Annotated in this window: 19 protein-coding genes; 10 read left to right on the top strand and 9 right to left on the bottom strand. The window is 64.2% G+C overall.

The genetic code is table 11. The features are described 5' to 3' along the window. The first annotated feature begins 55 nt into the window (after nucleotides 1-55). Nucleotides 56-1345, top strand: coding sequence for a M20/M25/M40 family metallo-hydrolase (locus tag X265_RS24475; RefSeq protein WP_128967130.1), 1290 nt, complete (start codon nucleotides 56-58; stop codon nucleotides 1343-1345). A gap of 3 nt (nucleotides 1346-1348) precedes the next feature. On the opposite strand, the gene X265_RS24480 is transcribed toward X265_RS24475, so the two are convergent. From X265_RS24480 to X265_RS24515, 8 genes are all read right to left on the bottom strand, one after another. Continuing rightward, complete coding sequence (locus tag X265_RS24480; protein ID WP_188637364.1) at nucleotides 1349-2731, bottom strand: sensor histidine kinase; 1383 nt, start codon at nucleotides 2729-2731, stop codon at nucleotides 1349-1351. A gap of 1 nt (nucleotide 2732) precedes the next feature. After that, nucleotides 2733-3407: a response regulator gene (locus X265_RS24485; protein WP_128967132.1), complete on the bottom strand. Its 675-nt coding sequence runs from the start codon at nucleotides 3405-3407 to the stop codon at nucleotides 2733-2735. A gap of 247 nt (nucleotides 3408-3654) precedes the next feature. Beyond that, nucleotides 3655-4212, bottom strand: a complete 558-nt coding sequence (locus tag X265_RS24490) for a MarR family winged helix-turn-helix transcriptional regulator (RefSeq protein ID WP_128967133.1) — start codon at nucleotides 4210-4212, stop codon at nucleotides 3655-3657. Nucleotides 4213-4519: 307 nt separating this feature from the next. Then, nucleotides 4520-4870, bottom strand: coding sequence for a YunG family protein (locus X265_RS24495; RefSeq protein WP_128967134.1), 351 nt, complete (start codon nucleotides 4868-4870; stop codon nucleotides 4520-4522). An 80-nt stretch (nucleotides 4871-4950) separates the two neighbouring features. Continuing rightward, the gene (locus X265_RS24500; RefSeq protein WP_128967135.1) at nucleotides 4951-6039 is read right to left on the bottom strand and encodes a TRAP transporter substrate-binding protein; all 1089 of its coding nucleotides are present in this window, start codon (nucleotides 6037-6039) and stop codon (nucleotides 4951-4953) included. A 449-nt stretch (nucleotides 6040-6488) separates the two neighbouring features. Further along, on the bottom strand, nucleotides 6489-7580 hold the full coding sequence (locus X265_RS24505) for a TRAP transporter substrate-binding protein (RefSeq protein WP_128967136.1): 1092 nt from the start codon (nucleotides 7578-7580) through the stop codon (nucleotides 6489-6491). A gap of 193 nt (nucleotides 7581-7773) precedes the next feature. After that, nucleotides 7774-8913, bottom strand: coding sequence for an Mrp/NBP35 family ATP-binding protein (locus tag X265_RS24510; RefSeq protein WP_128967137.1), 1140 nt, complete (start codon nucleotides 8911-8913; stop codon nucleotides 7774-7776). Between the two features lie 110 nt (nucleotides 8914-9023). Further along, entirely contained in the window at nucleotides 9024-9461 is a 438-nt protein-coding gene (locus X265_RS24515; RefSeq protein WP_128967138.1) for a VOC family protein, read from the bottom strand. Nucleotides 9462-9653: 192 nt separating this feature from the next. Here X265_RS24515 and X265_RS24520 point away from each other — a divergent pair, with 192 nt between their 5' ends. From X265_RS24520 to X265_RS24540, 5 genes are all read left to right on the top strand, one after another. Continuing rightward, complete coding sequence (locus X265_RS24520; protein ID WP_128967139.1) at nucleotides 9654-10526, top strand: NAD(P)-dependent oxidoreductase; 873 nt, start codon at nucleotides 9654-9656, stop codon at nucleotides 10524-10526. A gap of 23 nt (nucleotides 10527-10549) precedes the next feature. After that, a complete protein-coding gene (gene nhaD, locus X265_RS24525; protein WP_128967140.1) occupies nucleotides 10550-11827 on the top strand; it encodes a sodium:proton antiporter NhaD in 1278 nt (425 codons plus the stop codon). 140 nt (nucleotides 11828-11967) lie between these two features. Next, nucleotides 11968-13563: a sensor histidine kinase gene (locus tag X265_RS24530; protein ID WP_128967141.1), complete on the top strand. Its 1596-nt coding sequence runs from the start codon at nucleotides 11968-11970 to the stop codon at nucleotides 13561-13563. 44 nt (nucleotides 13564-13607) lie between these two features. Beyond that, on the top strand, nucleotides 13608-13811 hold the full coding sequence (locus X265_RS24535) for a DUF1289 domain-containing protein (RefSeq protein WP_128967142.1): 204 nt from the start codon (nucleotides 13608-13610) through the stop codon (nucleotides 13809-13811). A gap of 28 nt (nucleotides 13812-13839) precedes the next feature. Next, entirely contained in the window at nucleotides 13840-14400 is a 561-nt protein-coding gene (locus X265_RS24540) for a TIGR02281 family clan AA aspartic protease (protein ID WP_128967143.1), read from the top strand. Nucleotides 14401-14447: 47 nt separating this feature from the next. On the opposite strand, the gene X265_RS24545 is transcribed toward X265_RS24540, so the two are convergent. Beyond that, complete coding sequence (locus X265_RS24545; protein WP_128967144.1) at nucleotides 14448-15230, bottom strand: SDR family NAD(P)-dependent oxidoreductase; 783 nt, start codon at nucleotides 15228-15230, stop codon at nucleotides 14448-14450. Between the two features lie 163 nt (nucleotides 15231-15393). Between X265_RS24545 and X265_RS24550 the strand changes: the two genes are divergently transcribed. The 4 genes from X265_RS24550 to X265_RS24565 all read left to right on the top strand — a co-directional run bounded on the left by X265_RS24550 (nucleotide 15394) and on the right by X265_RS24565 (nucleotide 19072). Continuing rightward, nucleotides 15394-16569, top strand: a complete 1176-nt coding sequence (locus tag X265_RS24550) for a zinc-dependent alcohol dehydrogenase (protein ID WP_128967145.1) — start codon at nucleotides 15394-15396, stop codon at nucleotides 16567-16569. 11 nt (nucleotides 16570-16580) lie between these two features. After that, the gene (locus tag X265_RS24555; protein ID WP_128967146.1) at nucleotides 16581-17114 is read left to right on the top strand and encodes a hypothetical protein; all 534 of its coding nucleotides are present in this window, start codon (nucleotides 16581-16583) and stop codon (nucleotides 17112-17114) included. 31 nt (nucleotides 17115-17145) lie between these two features. Then, complete coding sequence (locus X265_RS24560) at nucleotides 17146-18750, top strand: alpha-amylase family glycosyl hydrolase (RefSeq protein WP_128967147.1); 1605 nt, start codon at nucleotides 17146-17148, stop codon at nucleotides 18748-18750. A 142-nt stretch (nucleotides 18751-18892) separates the two neighbouring features. After that, nucleotides 18893-19072, top strand: coding sequence for a CsbD family protein (locus X265_RS24565; protein ID WP_128967148.1), 180 nt, complete (start codon nucleotides 18893-18895; stop codon nucleotides 19070-19072). Nucleotides 19073-19149: the final 77 nt, after the last annotated feature.

Here is a 19149-nt window from a genome sequence, read left to right on the forward strand (position 1 = left end):
CAGGCGCGCCGAACACGGGCATACCGGACGTTCCTTCAACTCTGGAATGCCCTGCATGCTCCGATCGTCCCCCGCTTCCTCGCTCGCCGGTTCGCTAATTGCCTGCCTGTGGCTCGCCTGTGCCGCAACCATCGTCCACGCCGAGCCAGTCGCCGACGTTCACGCGCTGGCGCAGAAAGAGCAGCAGCCGCTGCTCGACACGCTGCGCGATCTCGTCAGCATCGAATCCGGCAGCAAGGATATCGAAGGCCTGAACGTGATCGCCGGGCGCGTCGCCGACCAGCTCAAGCAGCTCGGCGGCACGGTGGAGATCCTGCAGCCTGCCGACATTGATCGTCTCGACGACACGCCCGAAAAGATCGGCCCGGCCGTGCACGCCACCTTCAAGGGCACCGGCACCAGGAAGATCATGCTGATCGCCCACATGGACACGGTGTACCTGAAGGGCATGCTGAAGGACCAGCCGTTCCGCATCGACGGCGACAGGGCCTACGGCCTCGGCATTGCCGACGACAAGCAGGGCGTCGCGCTCATTCTCCACACGGTGGCGATGCTGCAGAAGCTGAACTTCAGGGATTACGGCACCCTCACGGTGCTCACCAATGGCGACGAGGAGATCTCCTCGCCCGGCTGGCGCAGCACCATCACCAAATTCGCCTCTGATCAGGACGTGGTGTTCTCGTTCGAAGGCGGCGGTACCGATGGCACGCTGCGCCTCGCGACCAGCGGCATTGGCTCGGCCTATCTCAAGGTGATCGGCCGGTCCTCGCATGCCGGCGCAACGCCCGAGGGCGGCATCAATGCGCTCTACGAGCTCTCCCATCAGGTGCTGCAGATGAAGGATCTGTCCAAGCCCGAGCAGTGCCTGAAGCTGAACTGGACGGTGTCCAAGGCCGGCACCAACCGTAACGTGATTCCTGCCGAAGCCACGGCCCAGGCCGATGCGCGCGCCCTCAAGGTGTCCGATTTCGACGAGCTCGAGAAGGCGCTGCAGGAGAAGATCAAAAATCACCTGCTGCCGGAGTCCAAGGTCGAGCTGAAATTCGAGGTGCGCCGCCCTCCGCTCGAGGCCACCGACGCCTCGCGCCGCGTCGCCGCCTATGGCAAGACGATCTATCAGGAGCTCGGAATGTCCATGAACGTCGCCGAGAAGGCGACGGGCGGCGGCACCGACGCTGCCTTCGCCGCGCTCAAGACCAAGGGCGCCGTGGTCGAAGGCATGGGCCTGTCGGGCTTCGGCGCCCATTCCAACGATGCCGAATACGTCCAGATCAACAGCATCGTGCCGCGTCTTTACCTGACCACACGCATGATCATGGACCTGTCGACCGGCAAGCTGAAATAGCGATCAGCTCCGGCCAACGGCGGAGGCGCCCTCCTCCGCCAGCCTGAACCGCAGCGTGAACTCGGCGCCGCCGCCGGGGAGGTTGTCCACCGCGACCGTCGCGGCGTGGTCGTCGGCAACCCCGCGCACGATCGACAAGCCGAGGCCCGCGCCGTCGCTGCGCTGGCGATCCCTGCGCCAGAAGCGCTGGAAGATCAGCTCGCGTTCGGACTCCGCGACGCCGGGGCCGCAATCGCGCACGCGCACCGAGCCGTCGTCGCCGACCTCGATGTCGACCGAGGTCTCCTTCGCCGTGAACTTGATGGCGTTTTCGGCGAGGTTGAACACCGCGCGCTGAAGCATCTCGGAATTGCCGTGGATCATCACCGGGGCCTCGGCGCCCTTGAGTGCGATGTCCTTGTGCTGGGCGATCGCGAACGGCGCGATCGACCCGACCACTTCGGCGCAGACGGCGCGCAAGTCCGCGGTCTCGCCTGGATCGAGCACCAGCGTATCGAGCTCGGCGATCTCCAGCAGCTGGGCGACGATCCGGCTCATGGCTTCGATGTCGTCATGCAGCGCCTGCCGCGCGGCAGCATCGCCAAGCGTTTCGATCCGGGTCCGCAGGATCGCAAGTGGCGTGCGCAATTGATGGGCGGCGTCGGCCGTGAACTGGCGTTGCACGCGAAAGCCGTCCTCGAGCCGATCCAGCGCCTGGTTGACGGCCGTGACGAGCGGCACGATCTCGCGCGGAATCTGCTCCGTCGGCAGGCGAATGTCGGTGCGGGCAGGACCGATGGCGCTCGCCTTCTCCGAGGCCTTCCAGAGCGGTGCGATCGCGCGGCGGAAAATGATGATGTCGGTGGCGAGCAGGACCAGAAGAATCGGAATGGTGATCCACCCGACCCGGCGGAAGAAGTTCGATATGATGTCGTCGGTGATGACGTCGCGGTGGGAGAGGTCCTCCGCCACGTGAATGCGAACCATGGTGTCGCCGATCATCTGGGTCACGTCGGCACCGGAAATCGACTCTGACTCGACGTTCCCGGTCTTCTTGTGGGACGAGAACAGCAGGCGGCCACCGGCGTCACGGATGTCGTATTGATAGCGGCCATAGGCTTCCGAATAGAGACCGCGAAGGCTGTCGGGAAGATTGAACGTCACCTTGCCGTCCGGCCCAACGGCGATGCGCTCGGCCAGCGTCTCGGCCTGGGCTCGCATCGCGGCGCGATGCAGCTGGTCGATCTCGGAATTCAAAAGCCAGAACAGGACCAGCGGCAGGAAGATCGCAACCACCGCGACCGCGATGATGTGCAGGAACACGATGCGCGAGATCAGCGATTTGAACGATGGCGGCCTCACTCCTCGCCACCCCTGGGACCCGTTCTGGGATCCGGCCCCAGCCACGCTATTTCTCCTCGGCCATCATGTAGCCGACGCCGCGGATGGTGTGGATCACGACCTTGGCGCCATGTTCAGCGAGCTGCTTGCGCAAGCGCGAGACGTAGACCTCGACCGCATTGGAGGCGACCTCGCCCTCGAGCCCGAAGATGTGATCTTCGACGTTCTTTTTCGACACCACGCGGCCCTGCCGGCGCAGCAGGATTTCAAGCACCGAGGTCTCGCGCGAGGAGATGATCCGCGGCTTGTCGTCGACGAAGATCTGGCGGCTCTCGGTGTCGTAGACGAGATTGGCGAGGTGCAGCGAGCGGCCGAGCAACTGGCCCGGACGGCGCAGGATCGCCTCCAGGCGCGCCACCAGTTCCTCCATCGCGAAAGGCTTTGCGAGGTAGTCGTCAGCGCCGCTGCGCAAGCCGTTGACCCGGTCCTGCAGCCCGCCCCGCGCGGTCAGCACCAGCACCGGCAGCGGCTCCATCTGCCGCCGCAGCTCGCGCAGCACCGACAGCCCGTCGCCGTCGGGCAGACCGAGGTCGAGGATCATCGCGGCATAACCGACGCTGCTCACCGCCTGGCGCGCTTCGTCCGCCGTCCCGACGACATCGCTCTCGTAGCCCGCCCCCGCCAGTCCGCTGGCCACGAGCCGCGACAGTTCGGCATTGTCCTCGACGATCAGAAGGCGCATGGCATTCCCGGCCGGATGTTCCGGTGTCACCCTACGGCCTAGGCCGCATCTGCGCTTTCTTCCACCATTCGAAGCGTCCCGGCCAGCGAAAAAGCGCTTGGCCACGATCGCCCGCCGTTGTCAGGTTCATGTAAGTCAACCGGGCTGGGCCCGTCTCGCTTCCCTGCTGGCCGGTTCGCCTCCGAGGCATGGAGGCCGGAAAAGACGCAAACAGCCACGGTTCGTCGGCGTTGCGCGGAAGACCTCTCTAGCTCCGCCCCTCGAAGTAGGCGCAAAGCAAGGTCGTGTCCTTCGGGGTCAGGGACTTCCGAAACAACCGGCACTTGAAATGGCGGTCCTTCCCTTCTCCGCTCTCGACCAGGAACATGCATCTGCTGCAAACGTCGGCACGGTGACGGCGCTTGGCAACGTCGAGTCCCGTCAGGACGCGACCAAGCGTATCGTGCAGACGGGATCGCTCTCCGGCCTCGAGTGCCTCGACCTGGTCACGCAGCAGGTTGATCGGATCACGCTCGAGGAACTTCTCGCCCTCACCCGTGATACAGAGCACGATCGAGCGCTTGTCCTCCGCGGAGGGCTTGCGGACCACCAGCCCCTTGTTCTGGAGTGCGGCGGCAATCTGAGATGCGGCGCTGCGCGTCGCGCCCAGGAAGCTGGCGAGAGCGGTCGGCGTTCGCGAAAATCGGTTTGCACCGGCGAGAAAGCGCAACGCCATCCATTCCCGATCGCTCAGGCCGGAAAGGTTGCCTTCGAACAGCCAGGTGTCGGCCGATTGCACCAGCAGTTGTAAAATCTCGATCGCCATTCTCACGAGGAGTCCCCAAGGGAAACGCGCATTGGCGTCTCGATCGGGGATCGAGAATTGCCGTATTCGGTGAAAGCTGAATTCGCGTCGGGACTGGTTGAGTCCGGTATACCGTACCGTGAAGCCGGAGCGGCGGTGACGCCGCCGCGAACTTCAGCCCGATTGCCGAATCTCGATAGCCTGATCGTTCCGTAAAAGGAACACCGAAAAAATACGTACCTAATCGCGTTGAAATAGCGCGCATCTGCTTCCGCACGCAGAACAATATCGGCGCGTCCTCGAGCGGCAGGCTTGCGCCGGCTTTTGACTAGCCTGAGCTGGCTCGGAATCTTCCAAAGGCCATTCTGAGCGCAGCCCTTTGCGCACTCGTCACCCCCCGCTGCGCCTCGGCCCAGCTTGCAGGCAAGTCCGCGTAAGCGATCGGCTCATCGAATTGACTTGACGTGAAGTCGTATCGTCGCCCCTCGATCCGGTTGTAGAAATGATCGCCGGAGGGCAGCGGCGTCTTCAACAAATCGCCGCCGAAGAGTTCGTGAACGAGCAGCGCCGTGACGTTGCATTGTCCCTTCGCGGGATTGTCCACCGTCCATTGGCTGGCCGTCGACAACGACCATGCCTTGCGCAGTACGCTTTGAACCTCATCGGGATCGAAGCTCATCGTCACGTCCAGTCTTATGGGGTACCCACGACGAAGGCCCCGGAGCTCGCGTTCCGGGGCCAGCATCGAGACCGCAGCCCTCAGCCTTGCGAGCGCCGCGCCATGAAGACGTCGTAGCCGACCTCGGCGACCTGGAACCAGGCGTAGCCATCGCTCGAGAATTTCGCGAGGGACTCGTGGACCTTCTTGAAGTTGGCGTTGGTTGCGCCGACCTCGGCATGCAGCTCCTTGGCCGCCTTGAAGCAGGCCTCCATGATCGGCGGCGAGAAGGCGTGCAGCTTGGTGCCGCCCGCAAGCAGCTTCTTCAGCGCCAGCGGATTGGCCTGATCGTAGCGCGCCATCATGTAGTTGTTGGCGTAATGCCCGGCCTGCTCCAGCACGCTCTGGTAATATTTCGGCAGCGCATTCCATTTGTCGAGATTGACGAAGGCGAGCAGCATCGGCCCGCCTTCCCACCAGCCGGGATAGTAGTAGTGCGGCGCGATCTTGTAGAAGCCGAGCTTCTCGTCGTCATAGGGACCGACCCATTCGGCGGCGTCGATGGTGCCCTTCTCCAGCGCCGGATAGATGTCGCCGCCGGCGAGCTGCTGCGGCACCACGCCGAGCTTCTGCAGCACGCGGCCGGCGAAGCCGCCGATGCGGAATTTCACGCCGCCGAGATCCTCGGGCGTGTTGACCTCTTTCCTGAACCAGCCGCCCATCTGGCAGCCGGTGTTGCCCGCCAGCAGCGAGACGACGTTGTAGCTCTTGTAGAATTCGTTGAGGACCTCGCGCCCGCCGCCCTGCATGTACCAGGCCTGGTTGATGCGCATGTTGGGACCGAACGGCACCGACGAGCCGAAGGTGAAGGTCGGGTCCTTGCCGAAATAATAATACGAGGCGGTGTGGCCGATCTCGCAGGTGCCGTTCTGCACGGCGTCCAGCACCTGCAGGCCCGGCACGATCTCTCCGGCCGCGAAGGTCTGGATCTGGAATTTATTGTCGGTCGCCTCGGCAACCATCTTGCTCATCATCTCGGCGCCGCCGTAGAGGGTGTCGAGCGATTTCGGCCAGCTTGTCGGCATGCGCCATTTGATTTCCGGCATCGATTGCGCGATGGCCGGGGCCGCGAGCGTGGCGGCACCGGCCGCACCAAGTCCCGTGACCTTGATGAAGTCTCTTCTCTTCATGATGTCCTGCCCTGATGGATTGTGACTGTGAGCCTTCTTGCCGAGGCTTGGAGCGCAGCATGACCCAAGGTTCCAGCGATTTCCACCGTGATCGCACTGCGGCAAAGAAAAAGCCCGACCTCGCGAGAGCGGCCGGACCATTTCATCCTACGACTTAAGCCGCAGACGGTACGCGCCGAAGCTCATGGCTTCGTCAAATGCTCACACTCGCGTGGCAAAATTTCGGATTAATCGATTATTGATTTATGCCACTGTTTTGCCCGACGTGTCAACCGAGCTTGGGCTCGCCCTCTCCATCCCCACGTCGTTGCGAGCGCAGCGACGGTTGCCGCCTCTACTGTGCATGGGGTTGTTTTGCGGATTTTGAATGTGCCCGTCACAGCGCCAACGAAAAGGCCCGGCCTCGCGAACGGGGCCGGGCCTTTCAGCCTGACAGCGTGAGCTGCAGATCAGCCGCGGGTGCGCGAGCGGATCATGAAGCTGTCGTAGGTGTATTCGGCGACCTGCCACCACAGATATTCATCGGAGCGATAGGCCTGCATGGCGTCGATCGACTTCTTGAAGTCGGGGTTCTTGGCCGAGATCTCGCCCCACAGCTCGTTGGTCGCCTTGAGGCAGGCTTCCAGAACTTCGTTGGTGAAGGGACGAAGCTGGGTGCCGCCGGCGACCAGACGCTTCAGCGCCGCCGGGTTCTGCATGTCGTAGCGCGCGGCCATCCAGCTGTTGGCGTTGGCCATCGCGTTGGTGAGGATCGCCTGGTAGTTCTTCGGCAGCGAATTCCACTTCTCCAGATTGGTGAAGGCGTGAACGGTCGGACCGCCTTCCCAGAAGCCCGGATAGTAATAGTACTTCGCGACCTTGGCGAAGCCGAGCTTCTCGTCATCGTAGGGACCGACCCACTCGGCCGCATCGATGGTGCCCTTTTCCAGCGCCGGATAGATGTCGCCGCCGCCGAGCTGCTGCGGCACCACGCCGACCTTCTGAAGCACCTGGCCGGCGATGCCGCCGATGCGCATCTTGAGGCCCGAGAGGTCCGCGACGGTCTTGATCTCCTTGCGGAACCAGCCGCCCATCTGGGTGCCGGTATTGCCGCAAGGAAAGCCGATCACGTTCGACTTCTTGAAGAACTCGTTGCCGAGCTCCTGGCCGCCGCCCTGGTACCACCAGGAATTTTGCTGGCGCGCGTTGAGGCCGAACGGCACCGACGCGTAGATCGCGAAGGTCGGGTCCTTGCCGACGTAGTAGTAGGAGACGGTGTGGCACATCTCGACGGTGCCGTTCGAGGTCGCATCGAGCGCCTGCAGCGGCGGGACGATCTCGCCGCCGGCGAACACCTGGATCTGGAACTTGTTGTCGGTCATCTCGGCGACGTACTTCGCCACCTGCTCGCCACCACCGTAGATGGTGTCGAGCGACTTCGGGAAGCTCGACGTCATGCGCCACTTGATCTCGGGCGAGGACTGCGCAATCGCCGGCGAGGCCACCGCGGCTGATGCCGCCGCGCCCGCTGCCGACACTTTCAGGAAATCACGACGCTTCATCTTCAGGTCTCTCCTTGCTGGGGTGTTTCCCCTACTTCCTCTTCACGGCCGCTCGTTCCGGCGACGCGATCCTCATCGCGTCAAACCGAAGGGGCTTCGCTGCCGTGGGCGTTTAACACGGAAGCCACTCGCGCGGAACGCGACAATGGCATGACGGGGGTCGACGAAAGTCGCATGTCCCCAGACATTGGCTTCAGGCTGCCGCGATCACGCCCTTGAGCTGGTCGCGCACCTGCCCCGCTATGGCGCGATAGATCGCCGCATGGGGGCCATCAGGCTCGCTGTCCACGACGGGATTGCCGGCGTCCGAGGTGGCGCGAATCGCCATGTGCAGCGGGATTTCGCCCAGGAACGGTACTCCGAGCTTGTCGGCCTCATGGCGCGCGCCGCCATGGCCGAAGATGTCCGATTTCGTGCCGCAATGCGGGCACTGGAAATAGCTCATGTTCTCGACGATGCCGAGCACGGGCACGTTGACCTTCCTGAACATGGCGAGCCCCCGCCGGGCGTCGATCAGGGACAGGTCCTGCGGGGTCGAGACGATGACGGCGCCCTTCAGCGGCACGTTCTGCGCCAGCGTGAGCTGGGCATCGCCCGTGCCCGGCGGCATGTCGACGACGAGCACGTCGAGCGTGCCCCACGCGACATCGCGCAGCATCTGCGTCACCGCCGACATCACCATCGGGCCGCGCCAGATCATCGCGGTCTCTTCCTCGACCAGGAAGCCGATCGACATGATGGCGAGGCCGAAGCGCCGGAGCGGAATCATTTTTCGCTCGCCGTCCAGCTCCGGCTTCTCGTGCAGGCCGGTCAGCCGCGGCACCGAGGGGCCGTAGATGTCGGCGTCGAGCAGCCCGACCTTCAGACCGAGGTCCCGCAGACCCAATGCCAGATTGAGTGCGGTGGTCGACTTGCCGACCCCGCCCTTGCCCGAAGCCACCGCGATCACGGCGGCGACGCCAGGAATTTCAGACTGCCGCGCCATCGGCGACTGGGCGCCGCCCTGCGGCGGCGGCTTATGGGCATGGGCGGGCTGCACGCCGGGCGTGCCGCGACCAGATTGCGGGGGTGGCGGCGCGGAGCCCGGCTTGCGCTCGGCCGTCAGGGCCACCATCGCCGTGGTGACGCCAGGAATGGCGCGCACGGCGGCTTCAGCCTCGGCCCGAACGGATTCCCAAGCCCGCGCCTCGGCGGCATCGACATTGATCGAGAAGAAGACCTTGCCGTCGGCGGCGCTGATCGCGCTCAGCACATTGGCATTGGTGAGCGCAACCCCGCGGGGCGACTTGATTTTGGCGAGGCTGTCGAGAACCTGTTGCTGCGTCACGCTCAAAGCGCATCTCCTGGAGTAGAGCACGATCCGAAAAAAGCGTGGTGCGGTTTGCCGGTCAGATCATGCTCAAGGCTTGAGGATGCCCCATTAGAGCGGAAACGGCCAAAAGGCTACTGCCTGCCGATATCGCCAGCCATTTCCGCGGGCGCCGCCCCCTGCTCCTGGGCCGCCTCGTAATTGAGTTCGATCATGACCCCGTTGGGGTCGTGGACGAAGATCTGCCAGAGGTCGCCGCCAGGCACCTGGCGGGCGTCGAATGTCATGCCCTTGGACGCCAGCCTTTGCTTCATGCCTTCGAAGCCACGGCTGACGAAGGCGACGTGGTGGACAACGCCGGAATCCGGCTTTTGTGGCTCGGAGGTCGGCGAAATATCGACGAGATGCACCACGGGCTTGCCCTCGCTGTACATCCAGGCGCCCGGGAAGGCGAAATTCGGCCGGGCGCCTTTTTCCAGGCCCAGCACGTCTTCGTAGAAGCGGACCGTCTCGGCCAGTTTCCGGGTCCGGATGTTGAAATGATCGAGCACGCCGACGCTCACGCCGCCCATTGCCTTTGCTCCCTTGTTTTGAAGTCCTTGAGGTCGGCCATCCTAGCACAGGGGCCCGCCAAACGAAGCCGTTGCCCTCCGCTCTCAAGGGTTTATGGTGCGCCCGGTCCGCTCCCGGCGGAACCTTGTAGGATCCCGGCTGGGCGCCCCTCGCCCGGCTGCAACCGTAAAACTCAAGCTACGGACACACACATGGCTAAAGTCGCTTTCCTCGGTCTTGGCGTCATGGGCTTCCCCATGGCCGGGCACCTCGTGAAAAAAGGGGGCCATGAGGTCACCGTCTATAACCGCACCTCGGCCAAGGCGAAGGAATGGGCGGACAAGTTCGGCGGCAAGACAGCGGCGACCCCGAAAGCCGCCGCCGAAGGCCAGGATTTCGTGATGTGCTGCGTCGGCAATGACAACGATCTGCGCGCGGTCACGATCGGTCCCGACGGCGCCTTTGCCGGCATGAAGAAGGGCGCGACCTTCGTCGACCACACCACGGCTTCCGCCGAAGTCGCGCGCGAACTGGACGCGGCTGCCACGAAGGCCGGCTTCAAATTCGTCGACGCGCCCGTCTCCGGCGGCCAGGCCGGCGCCGAGAATGGCGTGCTGACGGTGATGTGCGGCGGCGCTCAGGACGCCTATGCCGGCGCCGAGCCGATCATCACGGGCGCCTATGCGCGGATGTGCAAATTGCTCGGGCCAGCCGGAAGCGGCCAGCTGACCAAGATGGTCAATCAGATCTGCATCGCCGGCCTCGTGCAGGGCCTCTCCGAGGGTATCCACTTCGCCCAGAAGAGCGGCCTCGACGTCGCCGCCGTGATCGAAACCATCTCCAAGGGCGCTGCGCAGTCCTGGCAGATGGAGAACCGCTACAAGACCATGAACGAGGGCAAGTACGATTTCGGCTTCGCCGTCGAATGGATGCGCAAGGACCTCTCGATCGCACTGGCCGAAGCCCGCCGCAACGGCGCCAACCTGCCGGTCACCGCGCTGGTCGATCAGTTCTATTCCGAGGTCGAGAAGATGGGCGGCAAGCGCTGGGATACGTCCAGCCTGCTCGCGCGCCTGTCGCGCTGACGCCTGACCAAGCCGCTGCCGCCGTGCTGATCGCGATCGCCGCAATCTTCGTCCTCGCCTACGCGGCGATCGCGCTCGAGCACCCCATCGGGGTCAACAAGAGCGCCTCTGCGCTGCTCGCTGCGGGCCTGCTCTGGACGGTCTATGCGGTCGCGACCGGCGACCACGCTCTCGTCGGGCGCCAGCTCGACGATTCCGTCGGCGCCACGGCGCAGATCGTGTTCTTCCTGATCGGCGCGATGACGATCGTCGAGGTGATCGACGCCCATGACGGCTTCGAGGTCATCACCTCGCTGATCCGCACGACGAGCCAGGTGGGGCTGATCTGGCTGATCGGCTTCGTGACGTTCTTCCTGAGCTCGATCCTGGACAATCTGACGACCACCATCGTCATGGTCGCACTGATCCAGAAGCTGATCGCCCGTCGCGAGGACCGGCTGCTGTTCGCCTCCCTCATCGTGATCGCCGCAAATGCGGGCGGCGCGTGGACGGTGATCGGCGACGTCACCACGACCATGCTCTGGATCGGCGGAAATATCTCCCCGGTGAAGATCATGGGCGCGGTGTTCCTGCCCTCGCTCCTCAATCTTCTCGTCCCGCTCGTCTTCGTCAGCTTCTCGCTCAAGGGCAAGACCATCGCAGCGCCGCCGAAGGACGATGGACTGCTGGCCGTCGACCGGTTCGAGCGCAATTTGATGTTCTATCTCGGCCTCGGCACGTTGATCGCGGTGCCCGCGTTCAAGGCGGTGACGCATCTGGCGCCCTTCATGGGGATCCTGTTCGGGCTCGGCGTGCTGTGGCTGGTCGGCGAGATCGTCCATCGCCACAAGGACGAGCACGTGCGCCAGCCGCTGACGCTGGTGCACGCGCTGACGCGGATCGACATGGGCTCGGTCGTATTCTTCGTCGGCATCCTGCTCGCGGTCGCCTGCCTCGAACATGCCGGCCTGCTCTCGATGCTGGCGCGCTGGCTGGATACCGTGATCGGCCGGCAGGACGTCATCGTCGTCGTGCTCGGCCTGCTCAGCGCCTTCATCGACAACGTGCCGCTGGTCGCCGCAACCATGGGCATGTACGACCTCGGGCATTATCCGCCGGACAGCTTCATCTGGGAATTCATTGCCTATTGCGCCGGCACCGGCGGTTCGATCCTGATCATCGGATCGGCCGCAGGCGTCGCCGCCATGGGGCTCGAGCGGATCGACTTCCTCTGGTACGCCCGCCGCATCGCGGTGCCGGCCCTCGCGGGGTATCTGGCGGGAGCCGTGGTCTACGTCGCGCAGCATGCGTGGCTGCACTGAGCACCCACCGGGCAGCTTCCGGATTAACGCCCGGTTAACGTAATTTTTTAGCTCCTTAAGTCACCTCTTAAGGATTTCTTGCCAGAGATAGACAATGCAGAAGGCCCGCGTCCGACGTGGGCAGGAATCGTTGTTGCTTGATGAGTAACCCCGCTGAAAAGCCTGAGGTAGTGCAGCTTCCGGCCGAGCCGGTCAGCGCTCCATCACCGAGCAGCCGACGGGCTGCCGCGCAGCGGGTGCGCGAGGCACGCGATAGGTTAACGTCGACCAGCGGAACCCGGCCGGCCTTCGACGCCGAGCTGCTGCGCCAATATGCCCAGACGCGGCTCTCCGCTTCCTATGTCGTGATGCTGCTGGTGGTCGCCACCGGTATGTTGTTCGGGTTGTGGATGCAGCCGATCCCGGCCGCGCTCTGGACCACCGGCATGCTCTGCATCCATGTCGCCATGACACGCAGCTGCCGCCGCTTCCTAGCCGAACCTGCTTCGCCCACCGCGACGCGCAGCTGGCGGACACGCTTCGTCGTGCTCGACCTGCTCTACGGGTTGTGCTGGATGGCGATTCTGATTCATCCCGTGCTCGATATGGTCACGGAAACGCTGATGATGTTCCTGATGCTGCTGGTGATCGCGGTGTCGAGCATGCTCGCGGCCAACCTGCCGATCGCAGCCCTCGCCGCGACGGCGCCCGTCGCTGTCGCGATGGCGCTGAGCTTTGCGATGACCGGTTCGCTCGACAATTACATCCTGGCAGCGCTCGCGCTCGCGGCCGAAGGCTATTTCGTGCTGCTGGCACATCGCCTGCATTCTTCGACCTTCGCGACGCTGGAGGCGCGCGCGGAGAAGGATGCGCTGATCGGCGAACTCGAACAGGCCAAGGCGATCTCCGACGAGGCGCGTCACCGCGCCGAATCCGCCAACGTGGCTAAATCGCGCTTCCTGGCCCAGATGAGCCATGAGCTGCGCACGCCGCTCAACGCCATCCTCGGCTTCTCGGAGGTGATGAAGAGCGAGATTTTCGGCGCGCATGCGGTGCCGGTCTACAAGGAATACTCGGCAGACATCCATAATTCGGGGGTGCACCTGCTCAACCTCATCAACGAGATCCTCGATCTGTCGCGGATCGAGGCCGGCCGCTACGAATTGAATGAGGAGGCGGTCTCGCTGGTCGGCATCGTCGCCGATTGCCATCATCTAATGAAGCTGCGCGCTTCGAGCCGCGGCATCACCATCCACGAAGTGTTCGAGCAATCGATGCCGCGGCTCTGGGCCGACGAGCGCGCGATCCGCCAGGTCGTGCTCAACCTGCTCTCCAACGCGATCAAGTTCACCCCGCAAGGCGGCGAGATCTGGCTCAAGGCCGGTTGGACCGCCTCGGGCGGACAGTACCTCTCGGTGAAGGATACCGGCTCAGGCATCCCCGAGGACGAGATCCCGGTCGTGCTCGCCTCCTTCGGGCAGGGCTCGAACTCGATCAAATCTGCTGAACAGGGGGCTGGCCTCGGCCTGCCCATCGCCAAGAACCTGATCGACCTGCATGGCGGCACGTTCACGCTGAAATCGAAGCTGCGCATCGGCACCGAGGTGATCGTCACCTTCCCGCCCGAGCGTGTGATGAGCGCGTTGGCGCCGCTGTCGGAGGATTCGCCGCCGCTGCAGCCGGATAGTTCCATGGTACCCGACGAGAAGCGCAGGCCGCGCCATAAGCCGATCATGAGCGCGGGTACCGGCTCTTAACGAGATGCTTGCAGATATGCCCGACGATCCCCCACTATGTCCGTATGAGCAAAGAAACGCCATGCGTCGCCGTCTGCATGATCGACCCCAAAACCAGGCTGTGCTTCGGCTGCGGCCGCACTTTGCCGGAGATCGCGCGCTGGCACGCCATGGAGAGCGCGGAACGGCTCTCCGTCATGGCGCAGCTCGCTGCGCGCATGGCGGACGCGGGCTTGCAGCCCATCGCTGGAACTCCGAAACGCCTCTGACCGCCCGGCGCACCATCGGAGGCGCGCAATGATGCGCTTCCTGCTCGTTCTCCTCATGCTCGCCGGCACGGCCGGCGCCGTGGTCGCCTATGGCGATCCCGACCAGATCGCGCGTGCCAGCCACAAGGTCTCGCACATGCTGCGTGGACCGGCTGCATCGCCTGCGCCGGCTCCCGCCGTGCAGATCCAGCGCGGCCAGGGTGGTGAGTTCGCGCTACGCGCCAAGATCAACGGCGTCACGGCGCCCATGGTGATCGACACCGGCGCCACCTCCGTCGTGCTGACGTGGGAAACCGCGAAGGCGATCGGGCTGCCGCTCGAGATGCTGGAATACGACGTCGACCTCGAAACCGCCGGCGGCCATACCAAGGCGGCGCGGCTCACACTCGATCGCCTCGCGGTCGGCCATCTCGTCGAGAAGTCGGTGCCGGCGCTCGTCGTCCAGCGTGGGCAGATGAAGACCAATCTGCTCGGCATGAGCTTCCTCGATCGCCTGGAGAGCTGGGGCGTCCGCTCGGACACCCTGATGCTCACCGGTTATCCCGAGCTCCAGAGCAGCCACCGCCGCTCGCGCACGGCGGTCGATTGAGGCGCGAGCGATTGGCGGTCCGCGCAAACAGCAGCATACCGCCAGTGCTATGAGTTTGCAGTGCCAGGCTCCGCCATCTTGCGGTGCTGCTTGGCCAGAATCTCGTTCGGCGTGACGTTGGCGACCGTGGTCTGGATCTTGTTCTTGAGGCCGGTGACGATATCAGCGTCCCCGCGCAGCATGGCATCGAAACCGGCTTTGGCGACGTCGTACGCGCCGTCCTTCTTCTCGGTACCGACCTTGGTATCCATCATCTCGGCGCGACGGAAGAACTCGGTCTCGGTGGCACCGGGCATCAGGCAGGTCACGGTAACGCCGCTGTCGCGCAGTTCCTCGCGGAGCGCGAAGGAGAACGAATCCAGGAACGCCTTGCTGGCGTTGTAGACCGCCTGAAAGCTGCCCGGTGTGAAGCCCGCGATCGAGCCCGTGATCAGGATGCGCCCGGAATTGCGGCGAAGCATCTCGTTGCCGGCGCGGTGGATCAGGTAGAGCGTGCCGGTGATGTTGGTGTCGATGATGCGCCTGACGCGCTGGAAGTCCTGATCGAGAAACGCCTTGCCGAGGCCGACGCCGGCGTTGGCCAGCAAGGCATCGATCGGCCGGTCCCCGACCCTGGCGCAGAGCTTGTCGACACCATCGATCGTGGCAAGATCGGCCTCGACCGGTTCGACGTTGACGCCGAGCCTGCGCAGATCGACGGCAACCCGCTCGATCGCGGGCTCGTCCGCCGCGATGACAAGGTTGTATCCGGCCTGGGCGCAGCATCTTGCGAGTTCCAGGCCGATCCCGGTGGAGGCGCCGGTGACGACGGCGAGTTGATTGGCGGGCATCGGACGTATCCTTGAGGTTGAGCTGATCACGCCTAATCGCTGCCCGACGCACTCGTTCCAATCTGCGCCATCCGGTGCAGTGCGAAGAATTTGCGCGCGGCGATAGCAACCATCGTTCATTCCTGGACTTAGATGCCAACTGGTTCAGCCCGGAGGATGGAAGATGAAGGCGCTGGTTTGGCACGGCAAGGAGGACATCAGGTGCGATACCGTCACCGACCCGGAGATCCAGGACCCGCGCGATGCCATCATCAAGGTCACGAGCTGCGCCATCTGCGGCTCCGACCTGCACCTGTTTCATAATTTCATCCCAGGCATGATGCCCGGCGACATCATGGGCCACGAGACCATGGGCGAAGTGGTCGAGGTCGGCTCCGGCGTCGACGGCAAGCTGAAGAAGGGCGACCGCATCGTCGTGCCCTTTACGATCATCTGCGGCGAATGCGACCAGTGCAAGCGCGGCAATTTCTCGGTCTGCGAGACCACCAACCGCAAACGCCACCTCGCCGACAAGGTGTTCGGACATACGACCGCGGGTCTGTTCGGCTATACCCACCTCACCGGCGGCTATCCCGGCGGCCAGGCCGAATATCTCCGCGTGCCCTTTGCCGACGCCACGCACATCAAGGTTCCCGCCGGCATCCCCGACGAGCAATTGCTGTTCCTCAGCGACATCTTCCCGACCGGCTGGCAGGCGGCCGTGCAATGCGACATCGAGCCGACCGACACGGTCGCGATCTGGGGCTGCGGTCCCGTCGGACAAATGGCAATCCGCAGCGCCATCCTGCTCGGCGCCAACCAGGTGATCGCGATCGACTGCCTGCCCGAGCGGCTCAGCATGGCGGAAGCCGGCGGCGCCACCACGATCAATTTCGAGACCGAGAGCGTGGTGGAGCGGCTGAACGAACTCACCGACGGCAAGGGCCCGGAGAAGTGCATCGATTGCGCCGGCATGGAAGCGCATGTGATGGCCTCGCAGCCGGACACACTGCTCGACCGCGCCAAGCAGATGGTGATGCTGGAAAGCGACCGGCCGCACGTACTGCGCGAGATGATCTATGTCTGCCGGCCCGGCGGCATCATCTCGGTTGCCGGTGTCTATAGCGGCTTCTCCGACAAGATCCCGATGGGCGCCTTCATGAACAAGGGCCTGACCATGCGGACCGGCCAGACCCACGTCAACCGCTGGACCGACGACCTGCTCCGCCGCATCGAGGAAGGCGAGATCGATCCGTCCTTCGTCATCACCCATACCGTCCCTCTCGAGCAGGGACCGGAGATGTATCAGGTGTTTCGCGACAAGCGCGAATCCTGCGTCAAAGTCGTGCTGAGGCCCTGAAGGAGCAAGCCATGTTTCATTTCTCCAACATCGTGCGCACCGAGGGTGACCCGAAGATCCTCGAGGGCGGGCCGAGCTTGAAGCAGCCGGCAGACCAGCTGGCCCGCGCGCTCGGCTGGTTCAGCATCGGTCTCGGTGTCGTCGAGCTGTTCGCCCCGCGGCGCGTCACGGAAACACTGGGCATGGAAGGTCGTGAGACGATGGTCCGTGCTTTCGGCCTGCGCGAGATCCTCGCTGGCATCATGTCGCTCTCTGTCGACAAGAACGCCGGCCTGTGGGCCCGTGTCGGTGGCGACGGCCTCGATGCCGCCGCGCTGCTGTCGGGCTTGACGGCTGACAATCCGAAGAAGGGCAACATCGCGCTGGCGCTGCTGATGGTCGGCGGCATCGCGATGCTCGACTATCGCGCCGCGCAGGACACCAAGCCGCGCCGTCCGCCGCGCGATGCGCGGCGCAAGCTCTATCCGAACCGCAGCGGTTTCCCGAAGGGGATCGAGAGCGCACGCACCGCGGCCAAACAGATCGCAGCCCACACCAAGGCCTAACGCAACAAACATGACGAGGTGAAGCAAGGCAATGAGCATCGAGTCCCGTGACGAGGCAGCGTGGTGGGAATCCGCCGTCATTTACGAGATCGCGCTGATCTCCTTCCAGGACTCCAACGGCGATGGCAAGGGTGATCTTGCCGGCCTTGTATCGCGCATCGACTACCTCAGATGGCTCGGCGTCGACGCCGTTTGGTTGACGCCGATCTACAAGAGCCCGTTCCGCGACCTCGGCTATGACATCTCCGACTATTGCGCGATCGACCCCGCATTCGGCAATCTTGAAGATTTCGATCGCCTCGTCAAAGCCCTGCACGCCGAAGGCATCCGGCTGATTCTCGACCTCGTTCCCAATCACACGGCCAATGACCATGAATGGTTCGTCGAGAGCTCCAGTTCGCGCAACAGCGCGAAAGCCGATTGGTACATCTGGGCCGATGCAGCCGAGAACGGCGGGCCCCCGAACAACTGGCTGAGCCGCTTCGGCGGCAGCGGCTGGGAATGGTGCGAAGCGCGCCGGCAATACTACTATCATTCTTTCCTGACCGAGCAGCCCGACCTCAACTGGCGCAACCCGCAGGTGCGCGGCGCCATCGCAGACGTCATGCGCTTCTGGCTCGATCGCGGCGTCGACGGCTTTCGCGTCGATGCCAGCGCGGTCCTGATCAAGGACGAGCTGTTGCGCGACAACCCGCCAAATCCAGAAGCGGAAGGCAAGCCGCCGCCGCAACGTCAGACGCCCGTCTTCACCGACGACCGGCCCGAGACGATGATCTGCATCGAGTTTATGCGAGAGGTGATCGACCACTATCCGGGGCGGCTGCTCTGCGGCGAAGTCCAGGGCAAGACCGACCGTATCGGGCACTTCTACGGCAACGACCGGCCGCGCCTGCATTTGCCGCTCAACTTCGCCCTGCTCGACTCGCGATGGGACGTCCTGTCGCTGCAAGCGACGATCGATGCCTACTTCAACGCCATTCCGGAGCATGCATGGCCCGTATGGGTCGTCGGCGGCCACGACAAGCAGCGGATCGCGAGCAAGATCGGCGAGCCACAGATGCGCGCGATGGCGATGCTGCTGATGACGCTGCGCGGAACACCGTTCCTCTATATGGGCGACGAGATCGGCCGCAAGCGCGTTCCCATTCCCGCCGACCGCGTCCGCGATCCCTTCGAAAAGCTCGTGCCGGGATACGATCTGTGCCGAGATCCCGAACGCGCGCCGATGCGGTGGGATGACAGTGCCCAGGGCGGCTTTACGACAGGCGAGCCCTGGCTGCCGCTGGAGCGCGCCGATGAAGCGGTCAATATCGCGGCACAGCAGCGCGACAAGCGTTCGCTGCTGGCGCTGTTCCGCGCGCTGATGGCGCTGCGGCGGGAGCATGCGTGCCTGCGTCAGGGCGACTACAAAGCGCTGCGATCTTGCAACGACGTTCTTGCATTCAGGCGCACCGACGGACGGAACGAAATTCTGGTCGCACTCAACATCGCAGCGGAGCCGCGCAAGTGGCACTGGCAGGGCCGCGGCCATCTGCTGATGTCAACGCATCTCGACCGCTCACCCGAACCGCTGCCGGATGCCTCTCTCCTGCTCCGCGGCAATGAAGGCGTGATCATCGCGGTGGAGGCTCGGTGAGACCAGCTGGAACCATCCGCGCATCAAGGAGTCTGATCAACGCCTCCGAGATCCCCCTGCCGGAGGCAGACCGGACGAAACCGCGGCCCCGGCGCGTGCCCCCTTAGGCGCCGGGGCGACGGCGTGGGATAGGAGGCAGGCCATGAGCAAGACGAAGGACCTCGCGCAACGCATCGTCGGCAGGACCAGGCAGGCTGTCGGCGAGATCATCGGCGACCAGACTCTGCACGACGATGGCAAGGCCCAAGCACAGCATGGCCGCGACGAACGGGAGAAGCCGAGCGAGCTCAATCCGTTGAAGAAGCTCAAACAGCTCACGTGAACGCGACCACGCATCCGGCCTTCCCCGCTCGACGCAGTAACGGGAGCCCGTCCACTCTCTCCACCGGCCGGCGCCCT

Origin of the sequence: Bradyrhizobium guangdongense (assembly GCF_004114975.1) — a bacterium.
In the GTDB taxonomy this organism is placed as follows: Bacteria; Pseudomonadota; Alphaproteobacteria; order Rhizobiales; family Xanthobacteraceae; genus Bradyrhizobium; species Bradyrhizobium guangdongense.

Coding starts and splice junctions, on each gene's coding strand:
- X265_RS24495 (WP_128967134.1), bottom strand. CDS start 4,870: ATGAGCTTCGATCCCGATGAGGTTCAAAGCGTACTGCGCAAGGCATGG.
- X265_RS24565 (WP_128967148.1), top strand. CDS start 18,893: ATGAGCAAGACGAAGGACCTCGCGCAACGCATCGTCGGCAGGACCAGG.
- X265_RS24515 (WP_128967138.1), bottom strand. CDS start 9,461: ATGGGCGGCGTGAGCGTCGGCGTGCTCGATCATTTCAACATCCGGACC.
- X265_RS24505 (WP_128967136.1), bottom strand. CDS start 7,580: ATGAAGCGTCGTGATTTCCTGAAAGTGTCGGCAGCGGGCGCGGCGGCA.
- X265_RS24555 (WP_128967146.1), top strand. CDS start 16,581: ATGTTTCATTTCTCCAACATCGTGCGCACCGAGGGTGACCCGAAGATC.
- X265_RS24475 (WP_128967130.1), top strand. CDS start 56: ATGCTCCGATCGTCCCCCGCTTCCTCGCTCGCCGGTTCGCTAATTGCC.
- X265_RS24490 (WP_128967133.1), bottom strand. CDS start 4,212: ATGGCGATCGAGATTTTACAACTGCTGGTGCAATCGGCCGACACCTGG.
- X265_RS24560 (WP_128967147.1), top strand. CDS start 17,146: ATGAGCATCGAGTCCCGTGACGAGGCAGCGTGGTGGGAATCCGCCGTC.
- X265_RS24545 (WP_128967144.1), bottom strand. CDS start 15,230: ATGCCCGCCAATCAACTCGCCGTCGTCACCGGCGCCTCCACCGGGATC.
- X265_RS24530 (WP_128967141.1), top strand. CDS start 11,968: ATGAGTAACCCCGCTGAAAAGCCTGAGGTAGTGCAGCTTCCGGCCGAG.
- X265_RS24500 (WP_128967135.1), bottom strand. CDS start 6,039: ATGAAGAGAAGAGACTTCATCAAGGTCACGGGACTTGGTGCGGCCGGT.
- X265_RS24550 (WP_128967145.1), top strand. CDS start 15,394: ATGAAGGCGCTGGTTTGGCACGGCAAGGAGGACATCAGGTGCGATACC.
- X265_RS24540 (WP_128967143.1), top strand. CDS start 13,840: ATGATGCGCTTCCTGCTCGTTCTCCTCATGCTCGCCGGCACGGCCGGC.
- X265_RS24535 (WP_128967142.1), top strand. CDS start 13,608: ATGAGCAAAGAAACGCCATGCGTCGCCGTCTGCATGATCGACCCCAAA.
- X265_RS24485 (WP_128967132.1), bottom strand. CDS start 3,407: ATGCGCCTTCTGATCGTCGAGGACAATGCCGAACTGTCGCGGCTCGTG.
- X265_RS24520 (WP_128967139.1), top strand. CDS start 9,654: ATGGCTAAAGTCGCTTTCCTCGGTCTTGGCGTCATGGGCTTCCCCATG.